This is a genomic window from Herbiconiux sp. VKM Ac-1786 (assembly GCF_015350805.1).
GTDB lineage: Bacteria > Actinomycetota > Actinomycetes > Actinomycetales > Microbacteriaceae > Herbiconiux.
In genome coordinates this window covers 75,559-90,861 of record NZ_JADKSG010000002.1, presented here as the reverse complement: position 1 = coordinate 90,861, position 15,303 = coordinate 75,559, and the positions used below count along the sequence as shown (strand labels likewise).

Sequence of the window (15,303 nt, the reverse complement as noted above, 5' to 3'; positions counted from 1 at the left end):
GTCGGACCCGTCGCGGGCTAGCTGCCGCTCGTGGTGATGTCGCCGTTCACGCCGCCCGGGAAGAAGCCGCCGGAGGTGACGGCCTTCGGGTTGAGGAAGACGATGTTCAGCACCTGGGCCGGCGTGCGGCTGAAGGTGATGCCGTTCTTGTCGGTCGGAACCAGGTTGGCCTTGCCGTTGACCGTGATGCCCTGGTCGAGGTCGGTGCCCTGGTCGAGGCTGTCGCGGGCGTCCGAGATGGCGTTCGCGGCGTCCTGCAGGTCGAGGTTGTAGAGCGCGTTGCGCACGATGCCCGCGTGGTAGGCCTCGACCGAGAGGATGCCGGCGGCCGCCTCGAGGTAGGTCTTGTTCGCGATCAGCGGGGCGGCGCCCTTGTAGGCGGTGACTCCGACGTCCTCGAAGACGAAGGCGCCGAGGAGGAAGTTCTCCTCGCTGGCGTACACGTCGAAGGTGCCGCCGGCCGGGATCAGCCCGGCCGCCGCGGCGGCGGCGCTGAAGGCCTCGTTGATGTTGATCGCCGGGCGGGCGACCGCGGCCGAGCCGAGCGCGGTGCGCAGGAAGGCGACGTGCGCCTTCTCGTCGGCCGCGATCTCCTCGGCGTAGGCCTTGATCTTCGCGGTCTTGAACGGCACGGCCTTGCCGCCGGTGACGCCACCGGGGGTGCCCTTGCCCGAGATCATGCTGCTCGGGAGCCCCGCACCGGTCGTCGCCCGCAGGTAGAACTCGGCCTCGAGGTACTCGAGGTTGAGGGCGAAGTTGAGGATCGAGCCGTCGCTCACTCCTGCGGCGGAGGCGGCGCCCACGGCACCGGCACCCATGGCGGGCAGGAGCACGGAGGCGCCCACGCCCACGCCGGCGATGCCGGCGGCGGCCAGCAGCTTGCGGCGGTCGAACTCGGTCTCCGCGCTGCGGTTGATGACCTCGGTCAGGAACTTCTTCTCGAACATGTGCGAACTCTCCATCGTCGTCCGTGCCTCAGATCAGCAACACTCGCCACAGTAAGCCAGCGGTCGAAGCTGGGTATATCCAGATAACGACGACATCACAATTTGAGGGCTCTCAGCCCATTTACGGCATCTCGGTGGGGCGGATACCGTGGGCTCACCGCAGGCACCACCGGACGCGCTCACGCGCTCTCGGACGGACGATCCCGGCGGGTCACCTTTGAGAGTTGGAGCACCGATGCACACCACACCTCCGTCCCGGCGCCGTCCCGGCGCCCGCTGGGCCGCGCTCGGCGCCGGCCTCGCCGTGCTGGCGCTGCCACTGCTCGGCACGGCCACCGCGGCGAACGCGGCCGCCGACACCTTCGCGGTCACCAGCCCGACGCCGGGTCAGCAGGACGTGCCCGAGGCCTTCCCGAACGTCGCCCAGCTCGACGGCACCGGGCTCACCCCCGGCAACCACGTCGACGTGCAGTACGTCAGCGGAGACGGCTCGCTGCAGCCCGCGGTCTTCACCGAGGGCACGGGCGAGGACGACGGCACCTGGTCGGTCTACGGCAACTTCGACCAGCTCGGCCTCGCCCAGACCACCGTCGTCGCGACGGTCTCCGAGCTCACCCCCGAGGACGAGGTCGTCGTCAGCGTCCCGCTGACCTTCGATCTCGCGGTCGCCCCGAACCCGGCCGACCCGTTCACGGTCGTCTCCCCCGCCGTCGGTGACGTCGTCGACACCCCGACCCCCGCGTTCACCGGAACCGCGAGCCCCGGCACCACCGTCGTGGTGCTCTACGGCGCCCGCTCGGGCTCGACCGCCGAGGCCGGCGTCGCCACCGTCGGCGAGGACGGCACCTACTCGGTCGCCACCGACTTCAGCCGCCTCGAGCCGGGCTCACTCGGCACCGGCGCCGACGTCTACAACTACGACGCGAACGGCGACCCCATCCCCGGCATCACCCCGATCGGCGTGTTCTTCACCTTCGCCGACGCTCCCGTGCCGCTCATCCCGCTCGCGCTGAGTGTCGACCCGGCCTCGACCACCGTCACCGCCGCAGGCTCGACGGGCATCGCGCTGACCGCCGCGGGCTTCAGCCCGAACGAGCAGCTCACCGTCGCCGTCACCCTGCCCGACGGTTCGGCCCTGCCGTTCGCCGAGGACGCCCCGCTCGTCTTCGCCGACGACGAGGACGGCAGCTACACCGGCACCGTCGTGATCGCCTCGGGTCCGGTCGGCGCGTACACGGTGACGCTCACCGGCGTGCGCAGCGAGCGCACCGTCTCCGCCACGTTCGAGGTCGTCGCCGACCCGGTCACCCCGACGACGCCGGCCACCCCGGTGCCCGTCCCCGGTGGCACCGGCAGCGGCTCGCTCGCCAACACCGGCTTCGAGCCCGTCAGCGGCCTGGGTGCCGCCGGTGTGCTGCTCGCCCTCGGTGTCGGGGCCGCCGTGCTGGTGCGCCGCCGCCGCGTCAAGGCGTAGTCACACCGCACGATCCACGGGCCCGGGAGCAGCTGCTTCCGGGCCCGTGTCGTTTAACGGCTGTCCACCCCTCGCGGGCCGGGTCGGCTCCGAATGGAAGGCATGGTCCACCCCACCGACCCCGTGCTGATGGCGTGCCAGTTCATGCGCGCCGAGGCCCGGGAACCGATCGGCCTGGCGCAGATCGCGGCGGCGGCCCATCTCTCCGAACGCGGACTCCAGCACGCCTTCAAGAAGCGGCTCAACACCACGCCGCTCGGTTACCTCCGCGGGGTGCGGCTGACCCGGGCGCACGACGAGCTCGTCGCCGAGGCGGCGGTGCGCGACCCGGGCCGGCGCATCACGGTGAACGAGATCGCCCGGCGCTGGCACTTCGCGCATCCGTCGCGCTTCGCCGCCCTCTACCTCGGCCGCTACGGACGCTACCCGGCCGACACCCTGCGCGGACGGGGCACCGAAACCGTCGCCCACCCGATCGCATCGAGCATCGCCCCAGCCGACGAGGCCAGGATGGAGTCATGACCGAGACGGCCACGCCCCGCCCGAACCCCTACGAGAACCGCCCCTGGCTGGCGGCCTACGCCGACGGGGTGCCCGACGAGATCGAGGCGCCCGCCCAGACGCTGCCGCAGATGATCGAGGCGAGCGTCGCGCGCTACGGCCGGAAGCCCGCGCTGGAGTTCTTCGGCGCCGTCACGAGCTACCGCGAGCTCGGCGAGCAGATCGAGCGCGCCGCCGAGGGCCTGCGGAAGCTCGGCGTGAAGAAGGGCGACCGCGTCGCGATCGTGCTGCCGAACTGCCCGCAGCACGTCGTCGCCTTCTACGCGGCCCTGCGCCTCGGCGCCATCGTGATCGAGCACAATCCGCTCTACACGGCGCGCGAGCTGCGGCACCAGTTCGAGGACCACGGCGCCCGCGTCGCCATCGTCTGGGACAAGACCTTCGACATCGTCGCCGGCTTCCCCGACGACCTGAAGCTCGACCGCATCGTCGGCGTCGACATCACCGAGGCGCTGCCGTTCGGCAAGCGGCTCGCGCTCAAGCTACCCGTGAAGAAGGCGCGGGAGTCTCGGGCGCAGCTGACCGCGACGCCGCGGGCCGCGCATCCGCTCACCTGGGCGAAGCTGCTCGACCACCGTCGCGTGTCGCGTCGGGTGCCGGGCCCCGCGCTCGACGACATCGCGCTGCTGCAGTACACGAGCGGAACGACCGGCACGCCGAAGGGCGCCATCCTCACCCACGCGAACCTGCGCGCGAACGCCGCCCAGGGCCGCGCCTGGGTGCCCGGCCTCCTCGACGGGGAGGAGACGTTCTACGGCGTGCTCCCCCTCTTCCACGCCTACGGCATGACGCTCTGCCTCACCTTCGCGATGAGCATCGGCGCCAAGCTCGTGCTGTTCCCGAAGTTCGACCTCGGTCTGTTGACGGATGCTGCGCGAACCTCGCCCCCGACCTTCCTCCCGGCGGTTCCGCCCATCTACGACCAGCTCGCGCGGGCGGCCTCGCGCGGAACGATCGACCTGTCGAGCGTGCGCTTCGCGATCTCCGGGGCGATGAGCCTGCCGGTCGCCACGGTGACGCGCTGGGAGGAGGCCACGGGCGGCCTGCTGGTCGAGGGCTACGGGATGACCGAGACCTCCCCCGTGGCGCTCGGCAACCCGATCGGCCCCTCCCGCCGGCCCGGCACCGTGGGGGTGCCGTTCCCGTCGACCGAGATCCGCGTAATCGACCCGGCGACGCTCGAGGACCTGCCGTTCGGCGAGGCCGGGGAGCTGCTGATCCGCGGGCCGCAGGTGTTCCAGGGATACTGGGGGCGGCCGGGCGACACCGCCACGACGCTGCTCTCGGGCGGCTGGCTGCGCTCGGGCGACATCGCCTCCGTCTCAGCCGACGGCTTCGTGACCATCGTCGATCGGCTGAAGGAGCTCATCATCACGGGCGGCTTCAACGTCTCGCCGACGGAGGTCGAGGACGCGCTGGGCTCGCATCCGGATGTCGAGAGCGCCGCCGTGGTCGCCCTGCCGAGGGCGAACGGCGGCGAGGAGGTGGCCGCGGCCGTCGTGCTGCGCGCCGGCGCGACGCTCGACGTGGAGGGGCTGCGCGACTACTGCCGCACGCGGCTCGCGGCGTACAAGGTGCCGCGGCGGATCGTGGCGGTCGACGACCTGCCGCGGTCGCTGATCGGCAAGGTGCTGCGGCGCGAGGTGCGGGAGACGCTGATCGCGTCGCTGTAGCCGCGCGGGAAAGCCGGGATGCGAACCAGCCCCGTCAAGGCCCCGGCGCCGATTGGATCGCATCGTCGGCGGTGAAGATACTGGGGAGATGGTTTCCGCGGGCATCGACATCGTCGGGACGGCGTTCCAGCCCATCGTCGAGATCTCGTCGGGGCGGGTCGTCGCCCACGAGGCGCTGTCGCGGTTCGCCGACGGTGACGGGATGGTCGCGCCCGACCTCGCGTTCTCGGAGGCGTACGCCAGCGGGCGGATCGAGCGGGTCGACGCCGACTGCCTCGACCGCGCCGTCGACGCCGCCGGGTCGCTCGGCGGACGCGCGGCGCACGAGCTGTTCCTGAACGTCGAGCCGCCGACGCTCTGGCGGCAGGAGCTGCCCGCCGCCCTGCGCCACGGGCTGCCGGTGACCATCGAGATCACCGAGCGCGCGCTCGGGCAGGACACCGGGCGGCTGCTCGGCGCCATCCGTCGACTGCGCGAGCTCGGCCACGCGATCGCCGTCGACGACCTCGGGGCCGAGCCCGCCACCCTCGCGCTGCTGCCGCTGATCGCGCCCGACGTGATCAAGCTCGACATGGGGCTGATCCGGGAGCGGCCCGACCGGCACGCGGCCCGGATCATGACCGCGATCGCCGACTACGCCGGCCGCAGCGAGGCCCTCGTGCTGGCCGAGGGCATCGAGACCGAGCGGCACGAGGTGATGGCACGGGCGCTCGGCGCCACCCTCGGGCAGGGCTGGCACTACGGCCGGCCCGGCCCCGCCGAGGAAGCCTCCCCCGTCGCCACCAGTCGCGAGGAGCGCGACGGCTGGCGGGCGCAGGTGTCCCGGTCGGCGGCGGCATCGGCCCGCATCGACCGCACGGCCACCCCGTTCGAGCTGGCCGCCGCCGTGATCGAGCCGCGCCGCGCCGACCGGGGGCTGCTGCTGCAGGTCAGCCGCTTCCTCGAGGAACGGGCCGCGGCCGGCGGCGACACCGCGGTGCTGCTCGCGACCTTCCAGCGCGAGGCGAACGTCACCCCCGCGACCCGGAAGCGCTACGAGTGGCTCGTCGACCGCGGGTGCCTGCTCACGGTGTTCACAGTGGGTGAGCCGGCGCGGCTGCCGGATCCGGCGCACAGCAGGGTGATCGCCGACGGCGACCGCCTCGCCGCGGAGTGGGACGTGATCGTGCTCACCGCCGACCATGCCGCCGCGCTGACCGCGCGCGAGGTCGACCCGTCCGGGCATCCGGGCAGCGACTACGACTTCGTGCTGACGACCGATCGCGACCTCGTGACGCAGGCGGCGCGGGCGCTGCTGACGAGCGGCTAGCGCTCCTCTCTCCTGCAGCGGGGGGCGCCTTTACTGCAGCGGCGAGCGCCGGGTCGTGACGAGCGTCACCACGCCCCACGCGAAGACCGCGCCGCCGACCCAGGTGAAGGCGTGGATGAAGGCCGGGCCCCCGTTCAGATCCCACGCGATGCCGCCCGCGAGGAAGACGATGCCGAGCACGATCAGCGTCACGGCGATGCTCCGCTTCGTCGCCACGGGCATGGTCTGCAGGCCGTCGGTGTTGCTCATGGTGGTCCCCCTCCGTCGAACCGCCCCCTCGGCGGTGTCATCGCCGCTATTAAAGCGGATCCGCGGCCGCAACGAAGCCCGTGGAGGCCTCCGGGAATAACCGGGCCCCTCCAGCGTTGAACTTGAGCGTAAGGCACTCAAGTTTCAAACCAGGAGGTTTCGTGCCCGAGAACTTCACTCCCCAAGAGGGCGCCGGCTCGTTCGACGAGTTCCTCGCCCGTTACCTCGAGGGCGAGCGCGCCGCCCGCGCCGGTCGCTCCATCGACCTCAGCAAGCTGATCAGCCGCCGCACGCAGGAGCTGCTCGCCGAAGCCGGCAGCTACGCCGTCGAGCACGGCCACCGCGAGCTCGACGCGCTGCACATCCTGCGCACGATCGCGCCGCAGCAGCCCGCCGCCGAGGCCATCCGCAACGTCGGAGCCGACCCCGCGGCCATCGCCCGCGCCGCCGAGCTCCGTCTCCCCGCCGCGAGCAGCGACCGCGTGACCGCGCCCGCGCTCACCCAGTCCGCCCAGCGCGCGTTGTTCCACGCCTACCAGGTGGCCCGCGCGTCCGGCTCGACCTACATCGACCCCGAGCACCTCTTCTTCGCGCTCGTGATCAACCAGGACTCCCCCGCCGGCCAGGTGCTGGCCCAGGCGGGCGTCACCCCCGACGCCCTCCAGGAGGGCATGCGTCAGAACCTCGGCGCCACGGGTGCCGCGGCGACGGATGCCCGGGGCGAGGCCGGAGCGGACGGCGAGAGCCGCGCATCCGAGACCCCGACCCTGGACAAGTTCGGCACCGACCTGACCGAGCTCGCCCGCGAGGGTTCGCTCGACCCCGTGATCGGACGGCTCGACGAGATCGAGCAGACCATCGAGATCCTCTCGCGCCGCACCAAGAACAACCCGGTGCTCGTCGGTGAGGCCGGCGTCGGCAAGACCGCGATCGTCGACGGCATCGCCCAGGCGATCGTCGACGGCGGCGTGCCCGAGCAGCTGCGCGACAAGCGCGTGGTCTCGCTCGACCTGCCCGCGATGCTCGCCGGAACCAAGTTCCGCGGCGACTTCGAGGAGCGCCTGACCTCCCTGATGGACGAGATCTCGGCCCACAAGGACGAGCTGATCGTCTTCATCGACGAGCTGCACACCGTGGTCGGTGCGGGTGTCTCGGGCGAAGGCGGGATGGACGCGGGGAACATCCTGAAGCCCCGCCTGGCCCGTGGCGACCTGCACCTGCTGGGCGCCACCACACTCAAGGAGTACCGCGCGATCGAGAAGGACCCGGCGCTGGAGCGCCGCTTCTCGCCCGTGACGGTCGGCGAGCCCTCCGAGGCCGACGCCGTGCAGATCCTGCACGGACTGCGGCCCGCCTACGAGGAGCACCACGGTGTCTCGTACACCGACGCGGCCCTCTCGGCCGCGGTGGAGCTCTCGGCCCGTTACGTCAGCGACCGCTTCCTGCCCGACAAGGCGATCGACCTGATCGACCAGGCCGGCGCGCGGCTCAGGCTGTCGCTCGGCAAGGTGGCGTCGGTGGTCGACACCGCCGCGCTGATGGCCGACCTGGCCGCGCTCGAGGCCGCCAAGAACTCGGCGGTGTCGCTCGAGCACTACGAGGAGGCGTCGCGGATCCGCGACGAGATCGAGGACATCCAGCACCAGCTGGCCGAGGCCTCGTCGGTGAACCGGCGGGTGGCGGCCGAGCAGGCCTCCTTCGCGGCGTCGCGCGGCGTCGAGTCGGATGCGGTGGTCGACGAGGCGGAGATCGCCGCGGTGATCTCGCGTGCGACGGGCATCCCGGTCTCGCGTCTCGGTGACGTCGACCGCGCCCGTCTGGCCGCCCTCGAGGGCGAGCTGCACGAGCACGTGATCGGACAGGACGACGCCGTGACCGTGGTCGCCAAGGCCGTGCGCCGCAACCGCACGGGCATGGGCGACGCGAACCGGCCGATCGGCTCGTTCCTCTTCCTCGGCCCGACCGGTGTCGGCAAGACCGAGCTGGCGAAGACGCTCGCGTCGTCGCTGTTCGGCTCGCCGGAGGCGATGCTGCGCTTCGACATGTCGGAGTTCGGCGAGCGGCACACCGTGTCGCGCCTGGTCGGTGCCCCTCCCGGATACGTGGGCTACGACGAGGCCGGTCAGCTGACCGAGCGCATGCGCCGGAACCCGTACTCGGTGGTGCTGTTCGACGAGATCGAGAAGGCCCACCCCGACGTGTTCAACCTGCTGCTGCAGGTGCTGGACGACGGGCGGCTGACCGACGGTCAGGGGCGCACCGTGGACTTCCGGAACACCGTGGTGATCATGACCTCGAACCTGGGTTCGGAGTTCCTGGCCTCGCGGTCGGGGGCCATGGGGTTCGTGGCGGCCTCTCCGGACGGTTCTGCCGGCAACGGCTTCGGGTCGGACAAGGCGCTGCGTGACCGCGTGATGGGCAAGCTGCGCGAGGCGATGCGGCCGGAGTTCCTCAACCGGATCGACGAGATCGTGCTGTTCCGCAAGCTCGAGAAGGCTCAGCTGGAGCAGATCGTGTCGCTGCTGCTGGAGTCCACCCGGGCTCGGCTGTCGGCGCTGTCGATCTCGCTGACGGTGACCCCTTCGGCCGTCGCGTGGCTCGCGACCAACGGGTACGAGCCCGAGTACGGCGCCCGGCCGCTGCGTCGGCTGATCCAGCGGAAGGTCGACGACGCGATCGCCGAGCTGCTGGTGGACGGGTCGCTGAACGACGGCGGGGCCGTGACCGTGGATGCGGTGGACGGCGAGCTGGCGGTGCGGGCTTCCGTGCCGGCTGCGGCTGCCTCGTCGGCCACGGACGCGGGATTCGCGTTCGCGGCGTAAGGCCTCTGTGATCGGCTTCGGGCCGGGGACTTCGGTTCCCGGCCCTTCGTCGTTCCCGGTTCTCCACAGGGGGCTGACGGGTCCCCGAGGATATGTCACACTAGCCTGAGCAAAACTCACACTCAGGAGGGTGATCATGACGATCTCTACGACGAACAGGCCGTCCGGCCGGCGGGCGCGACGCGCCGCCTCGACGCTCGGCATTCTGGCGGTGGCGGCGGGCGCGGTGCTCGTGCCGACCGCGGCGCACGCCGAGGACGTGCCGCCGACGGCGACGGCCGATACCTACACGGTGGGGTCCGGTGTGCTGTTCCGCGTGGGGGCGGGGCAGGGTCTCCTGGCCAACGACCTCAACCTGGGGGCCGGCCAGTTCGTCGCCCCGGCCACCGACCCCGGCCACGGCACGCTCGACGTCGAGCTCGACGGGAGCTTCACCTACCTGCCCGCGGCCGGCTTCATCGGCGCCGACAGCTTCACCTACTGCATCAAGATCGCCGACACCCTGCCGTGCCTCTCGGCTGAGGTGAAGGTCTCGCTGAAGGTCGATCCGACGATGGATCGCATCGGGGGCGCCGACCGCTTCGTCGTGTCGGCGGCCATCTCGCAGAAGACGTTCGAGCCGGAGGTCGGTACGGCCTACATCGCCTCGGGCGAGACCTTCCCCGACGCGCTGTCGGCGTCGGCCGCGGCGGGAGCCGACGGCGGCCCCGTGCTGCTGTTGCGGAAAGACGCGATCTCCAGCGAGGTCGACACCGAGCTGCGCCGGCTGATGCCGCAGCGCATCGTCGTCGTGGGCGGCGAGCAGGCCATCACGAAGGCCGTCGAGACGGCGCTCGGCACCTACAGCGACGTCGTCGAGCGCATCGGCGGGGCCGACCGCTTCGTGGTCTCGGCCGAGATCTCGGAGAAGACCTTCGGGATCGACCGCCCCGTCGCCTACGTGGCCTCGGGCGAGGACTTCCCCGACGCCCTCGCGGGCTCGGCGGCCGCCGGCGTCAAGGGTGGGCCCGTGCTGCTGGTGCGGAAGGACGGCGTTCCGACCGCTGTCGCCGACGAGCTGCGCCGGCTGAACCCGGCGAAGATCGTGCTGCTGGGCGGCCCGAACGCGGTCTCCGAGACCACGAAGACGGCGCTTCAGGCCATCAAGCCCGTGACGCGCATCGGCGGCACCGACCGCTTCGTGGTGGCCTCGGCCGTCTCGGCCGACGCGTTCTCGACGACCGACACCCACACGGTGTACATCGCCTCGGGTGAGAAGTTCCCCGACGCGCTCTCCGGGTCGGCGGCGGCCATCGACGGCCACGCCCCGGTGCTGCTGGTGACGCGTGACGGCCTCCCGGCCGCCACCGCGACCGAGCTCGACCGGCTGAACCCGACGCGCATCGTCGTGCTCGGCGGCGAGCAGGCCGTCTCGGCGGCGACCTTCACGGCGCTGCAGTCGCACCTGGGCTGACGCCCGACAGACGTGCGGCCGGCGCCTCCCCCGCGCCGGCCGCACCCCGGCACCCCGCACGACCCTCACCATCCGACCTTCTGCTCGCCGCCGGGCGGACGCACCGGGCGCCTCCCCGCGGTGGAGGGCCCTCGACCCTAGGATCTGCGCATGAGCATGCTGCACCTCGACCCCGACCGGATGATCGGCGAGGCCCGAGCCTTCGACACGGCTGCGCCGCAGCCGCCGTCCGAGCGGGCGCGACTCGCCCGCGCGGAGGCCATCCGCGTGCTCACCACAGCGTCGAACGACCGCGCCGACGCCGAGCAGGACTACCTCGACGCCCGCGCCGCCCACCGCCGCGCCTACGCCGCCGCCCTGGCCGCCGACTTCTCGCCCGCCGACCTCGCGCACCTCGGCCTCACACCCCCGACCCTCCCCCGCTAGTCGCCCGCTACGCCTCACGCCGGCGGGCGGTGGGGGTGCAGGGCTCGGCGTCGGCCCGTGCGACGGCCGGGGAGATCGCGCGCCGGGGAGCGGAGCGGGCGCGGTGGTGTCAAGCCCCGGGCACGGCGGGCGGAGGGTCGTAGGGTCGGGGCCACAGTGACCGACGGATCGGCGGCGGAGGGGTTCCCTGCGCGGCCGTCCACCGACCGAGGAGGATGCGATGACCACCGCGCGCGAGATCATGACCCCCGACCCCCAGTGCGTGAAGGAGGGCGAGACCCTCGTCGACGCCGCCAGGCTGATGCGGGAACGCGACACGGGCGCCCTGCCGATCTGCGGCGACGACGGCCGTCTGAACGGCATGCTCACCGACCGGGACATCGTCGTGAAGTGCATCGCCGACGGCGGTGACCCGTCGACCGTGACCGCCGGCAGTCTCGCCGAGGGCAAGCCGGTGACGATCGGCGCCGACGACGACGTGCGTGAGGCCCTCGAGACGATGAAGGCGCACCAGGTGCGGCGGCTGCCCGTGATCGACGGGCACGACCTCGTCGGCATCATCAGCCAGGCCGACATCGCCCTGTCCCTCAGCGCGACCGAGACCGGCGAGACCGTCGAGGAGATCTCCGACGGACCCGAGAACGGCACGGCATGAGCGACGAGTCCCCGCAGGTCGCGCCCGACGACCAGCCCGATCCGCCGATCGTCTCGGAGTACCAGCCCGACGACCTCGACCCGGAGACCGTCGCCCACGACGACGACCGCGCCGAGGCACTGACCGACCGCGGCGACCCCCTCGAAGCGCCCGACGACGACCGCCCGGTGGCCCTCCCCGACGATCGCGACGAGACCGGCACCTGACGGCCAGTCAGCCGGGCCGGCCGGGCCGGCCGGCGCCCGCGGACGTGGTCAGCGCCGGAGCGGGTCGGCGCGGCGGGCCGTGAAGTAGGTGGGCGTCGACGAGAGCGCCGGCAGCCGCCGCCCGATCCACACGGAGCGGGCGGCGAAGAACCCGCCGGCGCCGCCCGAGACCAGCGCGACCACGATCGTGATCGTCGTCGCCTGCCACGAGCCCAGCACGAGCGCCAGCACGATCCACGGCACCGCCGTGCCGATCGCCACGATGTGCAGGGCGGCGAAGCCGCGCTCGCGCACCGACAGCGGGCGCCGGTTCAGCAGCGGCCACGCGATCAGCCCCACGACGAGGGCCCAGGCCCCCGCGCCCAGCGCCGAGACGAGGCTCGACAGGGCCGCCGCGCTCCACGACGAGACGTTGTTCCCCGCCGCGACGAGCAGGAGCGCCTGGCTCCCGGCGAGCGCCGCGACCGCGGCGGCAAAGGCTCCTTCGACTGCGAACCATCCGGTGCGGTTGGATGGCTGGTCTTCTGATCCGATCATCGATCGTCCTTTCCCGGCGACGCTGCCGGAGTGGTGCGGCGAGCCCCCGTCGTCGTCGACGGATGCCCGCGGTGTTCCTGCTCCTACTGTGTTCCGGAGCGCCGGTCGCCGCAAGGCACCACACCGGGGGCCATCCACTCCTGTTCGGAGCCGACGACCCGACCGACGGGAGTCAGGCCCGAGCCTCCCGGGCCGTCACGATCGAGTACTGCACGTTGGCCAGCGCGTGCAGCACCACCCCCACCCCCACGAACGCGACGGCCAGCGCGGCCGGCAGCGACGGCGCCGGGTCCATCCACTCGACCAGCAGCAGCAGCGGGAACCCCACCATCAGCAGCACGGTGCGCAGCTTGCCGAACCACCGCACCCGCACGGTGTCGGGCCGGGCCACCAGGATCACGATCCCGAGCAGCAGATCGCTCGCGATCAGCACGATGGCCATCCAGAACGGCACCAGCCCGGCGATCACCAGCGTGACGCACACCGTGAGCTGGCTCACCCTGTCGGCGAGCGGATCGAGGCGCTTGCCGAGCTCCGTGACGAGGTCGAAGCGCCGCGCGATGAAGCCGTCCGCCCAGTCGGTGACCCCGAGCACGATCAGCAGCACGAGCGCCAGCAGCGGGTCGTCGAGCACGAGCAGCGCCACCACGAACACCGGCGTCAGGACGAGCAGCCGACCGATCGAGATGGCGTTGGGCAGGTTCACTGCTCCGGCAGCGCCTCTGAGGTGATGATCGAGCCGGTCCAGCCCTTCTGGGCCGCGATGATCGCCGTGAGCTCGGCGTTGATGTAGAGCGTGCCGCCGTCGGGGCCGGCGGAGTGGAAGTACGAGTCGTTGAAGACGCTGTCGCTCAGCACGACCTTGACGTTGGGGTAGGTCTGAACGATGCGCGCGATGGCCTTCTCCGGGTCTGACACCACCCCTCCTTTCGATAGCCTGGGTCCAGCTTACTTCTAGGGGGTACCAGTCGATGGAGTTCCAGACCGAAACGATCGGCGACGGCGTCGTGGTCATCCGGGGTGAGGGCCGGTTGAACATGGTGTCCGGCCCGACGCTCCGCGAGACGGTGCTCCGGGAGGTCGAGGCGGGCAACCCACGGGTGGTCGTCGAGCTCAGCCGCATCGCCTTCATGGACTCCTCCGGCCTCGGTGCCCTGATCGGCTGCCTCAAGTCGGCCCGCGAGAAGGGTGGCGACCTGCGGATCGTGGCCCCGTCGACCCAGGTGTCCATGGTGCTGCGGCTGTCGAACGTCGACACGATCCTCCCGCCCTACGAGAGCGTCGAGGCGGCCTACCGTGACTGAGGCGAAGCGCAGCCTGCTGTTCAGCTCCCCGCCCGACGACGTGGATGCGGTGCACGAGTTCCTGGAGCAGGTCTGGCAGGCGAATCCCGGCATCGGCGAGTTCGACCGCATGGCGTTCGAGACCGCGCTGATCGAGCTCGCGGCGAACGTCATCCAGCACGCCTCCGGCGAGGGCGGCGTGACCTGCGTGCTCTCGGTCACGAGCGACGCCGACGGTCTGCACGCCTCCCTGTCCGACACGGCGGATGCGGGCGGGGTCGTGCTCGTCGACCGCGCCATGCCCGACGAGCTCAGCGAGTCGGGCCGGGGCATCGCGCTCATCCAGGCCCTCGTCGACGAGCTCCGCTACGAGCGGGTCGACGAGCGCAACGTCTGGACGATCAGCAAGACCCCGCAGGCGGTCGAGCCGCCGAACGGGGGCTAGTCCCGGCGCGACACGACCACGACGCTGACGTCGTCGTCGGCGCCGCTCGACGCGACCAGCGCGGCGAACCGGTCGACCGCGGCCTGAGGGCCGTGCGCGTCGGCGACGATCGCCGCTACCTCGTCGAGGGCGGCCAGCGTGCCGCCGAACAGGTCGAGCACACCGTCGGTGAAGACGACGAGGCTCTCCCCCGGCGCGAGCGTCGCCTCGCCGACACCCCAGCGCCCGCCGGCGACGATGCCGATCGGCAGGCCGGTGGCGTCGAGGCGCTCGACCGAGCCGTCGCGACGCACGATCGCCGAGAGGCCGTGCCCCGCATCCGCGTACCGGATGCGCCCGCTGGCCGTGTCGATGACGCCGTGCACGAGCGTGGCGAAGCTCGAGGTCTGACCGAGATCGCCGAGCAGCTGCTCGTTCACGGCCGAGACGGTGTCGGCGACCTCGTCGCCCGAGCGGGAGAGGAAGGCGGCGCGCACGGTGGCAGCCATGATGGCACCGCCCGTGCCCTTGCCCATCACGTCGGCCAGCGTGAACTCGAGCCCGTCGGCGGTAGCGTGCCAGGAGTAGAAGTCGCCGCCCACCACCTTCTTCGGGATGCTCGTGCCCGCCACGTCGTAGTCGGGCGCCGCCGGCTGGTCGCGCGGCAGGAGGCTCTGCTGCACGAGGGCCGCGCGGTCCTGGTCCTTGCTGTCCTCGAGCTCGCGCGCGACCCAGGAGCTGAGCTCCTCGAGCAGGCGCACCTCGTCGGGGCCGAAGTCGCGTGGCGAGGAGTCGACGAGGCAGAGCGTGCCGAGGTTGTAGTCGTCGCCGAGGTTCAGCGGCGCTCCGGCGTAGAAGCGGATGTGGCGCTCACCGGTGACCGTCGAGCGCCAGTTGAAGCGGTCGTCCTTCGTCGCGTCCGGCACCACGAGCACGTCGGGCCGCTGGATGGTGATGTCGCAGAACGACTGCGTGCGGTCGCTGATCGGTGAGGTGCCGGGCAGCTGCGGCGACTTGGTGAACTGCCGGGTCTGATCGAGCAGGTTGATCTCGGCGACGGGCACGCCGAACAGCTCCCGGGCGAGCCGCGTGATGCGGTCGAAGCGCTCCTCGGCGGGTGTGTCGAGCAGCTCGAGCTTCTCGACCGCGGCGACCCGGAGCTGCTCGAAGCGGTCGGCGCCGAGCCCGGCGAAGCGCGCGTCGTCGGCGCTCGCGCCGTCGGTGCCGCTGGCCGTGTGGTCGTCGGTGCTGGTGCCCATGTCGACAGCGTAGCCAATCGGGGGG

General features: G+C 72.0%; 17 protein-coding genes. 11 read left to right on the top strand and 6 right to left on the bottom strand.

The window, feature by feature from the left end:
* Positions 1-17: 17 nt before the first annotated feature.
* The gene (locus tag ITJ64_RS11440; protein ID WP_173180551.1) at positions 18-947 is read right to left on the bottom strand and encodes a ferritin-like domain-containing protein; all 930 of its coding nucleotides are present in this window, start codon (positions 945-947) and stop codon (positions 18-20) included.
* A 235-nt stretch (positions 948-1,182) separates the two neighbouring features.
* Here ITJ64_RS11440 and ITJ64_RS11435 point away from each other — a divergent pair, with 235 nt between their 5' ends.
* The 4 genes from ITJ64_RS11435 (at position 1,183) to ITJ64_RS11420 (ending at position 5,964) form a co-directional block, all read left to right on the top strand.
* Positions 1,183-2,421, top strand: a complete 1,239-nt coding sequence (locus ITJ64_RS11435; RefSeq protein WP_194680938.1) for a hypothetical protein — start codon at positions 1,183-1,185, stop codon at positions 2,419-2,421.
* A gap of 102 nt (positions 2,422-2,523) precedes the next feature.
* Positions 2,524-2,943, top strand: a complete 420-nt coding sequence (locus ITJ64_RS11430) for a helix-turn-helix transcriptional regulator (protein ID WP_194680937.1) — start codon at positions 2,524-2,526, stop codon at positions 2,941-2,943.
* Positions 2,940-4,655 (top strand): long-chain-fatty-acid--CoA ligase, encoded by a 1,716-nt coding sequence (locus ITJ64_RS11425; protein ID WP_194680936.1) that lies wholly within the window; start codon positions 2,940-2,942, stop codon positions 4,653-4,655. The genes ITJ64_RS11430 and ITJ64_RS11425 overlap by 4 nt, the downstream gene beginning before the upstream one ends.
* An 88-nt stretch (positions 4,656-4,743) precedes the next feature.
* Entirely contained in the window at positions 4,744-5,964 is a 1,221-nt protein-coding gene (locus ITJ64_RS11420) for an EAL domain-containing protein (protein ID WP_194680935.1), read from the top strand.
* A gap of 30 nt (positions 5,965-5,994) precedes the next feature.
* Here the strand turns inward: ITJ64_RS11420 and ITJ64_RS11415 are convergent, their stop codons facing one another.
* Positions 5,995-6,213 (bottom strand): hypothetical protein, encoded by a 219-nt coding sequence (locus ITJ64_RS11415; protein ID WP_194680934.1) that lies wholly within the window; start codon positions 6,211-6,213, stop codon positions 5,995-5,997.
* A gap of 161 nt (positions 6,214-6,374) precedes the next feature.
* Between ITJ64_RS11415 and ITJ64_RS11410 the strand changes: the two genes are divergently transcribed.
* The 5 genes from ITJ64_RS11410 to ITJ64_RS11390 all read left to right on the top strand — a co-directional run bounded on the left by ITJ64_RS11410 (position 6,375) and on the right by ITJ64_RS11390 (position 11,775).
* Positions 6,375-9,035, top strand: a complete 2,661-nt coding sequence (locus ITJ64_RS11410; protein ID WP_194680933.1) for an ATP-dependent Clp protease ATP-binding subunit — start codon at positions 6,375-6,377, stop codon at positions 9,033-9,035.
* A 136-nt stretch (positions 9,036-9,171) separates the two neighbouring features.
* A complete protein-coding gene (locus tag ITJ64_RS11405) occupies positions 9,172-10,488 on the top strand; it encodes a cell wall-binding repeat-containing protein (RefSeq protein WP_194680932.1) in 1,317 nt (438 codons plus the stop codon).
* Between the two features lie 150 nt (positions 10,489-10,638).
* Positions 10,639-10,914, top strand: a complete 276-nt coding sequence (locus ITJ64_RS11400; RefSeq protein ID WP_194680931.1) for a hypothetical protein — start codon at positions 10,639-10,641, stop codon at positions 10,912-10,914.
* A 220-nt stretch (positions 10,915-11,134) separates the two neighbouring features.
* Complete coding sequence (locus tag ITJ64_RS11395; RefSeq protein WP_194680930.1) at positions 11,135-11,569, top strand: CBS domain-containing protein; 435 nt, start codon at positions 11,135-11,137, stop codon at positions 11,567-11,569.
* Entirely contained in the window at positions 11,566-11,775 is a 210-nt protein-coding gene (locus tag ITJ64_RS11390; protein ID WP_194680929.1) for a hypothetical protein, read from the top strand. The genes ITJ64_RS11395 and ITJ64_RS11390 overlap by 4 nt, the downstream gene beginning before the upstream one ends.
* 48 nt (positions 11,776-11,823) lie before the next feature.
* Here the strand turns inward: ITJ64_RS11390 and ITJ64_RS11385 are convergent, their stop codons facing one another.
* The 3 genes from ITJ64_RS11385 to ITJ64_RS11375 all read right to left on the bottom strand — a co-directional run bounded on the left by ITJ64_RS11385 (position 11,824) and on the right by ITJ64_RS11375 (position 13,230).
* Positions 11,824-12,312: a hypothetical protein gene (locus tag ITJ64_RS11385; RefSeq protein WP_194680928.1), complete on the bottom strand. Its 489-nt coding sequence runs from the start codon at positions 12,310-12,312 to the stop codon at positions 11,824-11,826.
* 172 nt (positions 12,313-12,484) lie between these two features.
* The gene (locus ITJ64_RS11380; protein WP_194680927.1) at positions 12,485-13,018 is read right to left on the bottom strand and encodes a CDP-alcohol phosphatidyltransferase family protein; all 534 of its coding nucleotides are present in this window, start codon (positions 13,016-13,018) and stop codon (positions 12,485-12,487) included.
* Positions 13,015-13,230, bottom strand: coding sequence for a hypothetical protein (locus ITJ64_RS11375; protein WP_194680926.1), 216 nt, complete (start codon positions 13,228-13,230; stop codon positions 13,015-13,017). The genes ITJ64_RS11380 and ITJ64_RS11375 overlap by 4 nt, the downstream gene beginning before the upstream one ends.
* Before the next feature lie 53 nt (positions 13,231-13,283).
* Between ITJ64_RS11375 and ITJ64_RS11370 the strand changes: the two genes are divergently transcribed.
* Together ITJ64_RS11370 and ITJ64_RS11365 are read left to right on the top strand one after the other, a co-directional pair.
* Positions 13,284-13,616 carry an STAS domain-containing protein gene (locus ITJ64_RS11370; RefSeq protein WP_194680925.1) on the top strand — a complete coding sequence of 111 codons (333 nt, stop codon included), beginning with the start codon at positions 13,284-13,286 and terminating at the stop codon, positions 13,614-13,616.
* Positions 13,609-14,040, top strand: coding sequence for an ATP-binding protein (locus tag ITJ64_RS11365; RefSeq protein WP_194680924.1), 432 nt, complete (start codon positions 13,609-13,611; stop codon positions 14,038-14,040). Before ITJ64_RS11370 ends, ITJ64_RS11365 begins: the two co-directional genes overlap by 8 nt.
* On the opposite strand, the gene ITJ64_RS11360 is transcribed toward ITJ64_RS11365, so the two are convergent.
* Positions 14,037-15,278, bottom strand: a complete 1,242-nt coding sequence (locus ITJ64_RS11360; RefSeq protein ID WP_194680923.1) for a PP2C family protein-serine/threonine phosphatase — start codon at positions 15,276-15,278, stop codon at positions 14,037-14,039. The two genes, ITJ64_RS11365 and ITJ64_RS11360, sit on opposite strands and share 4 nt — an antisense overlap.
* Between the last annotated feature and the right edge of the window lie 25 nt (positions 15,279-15,303).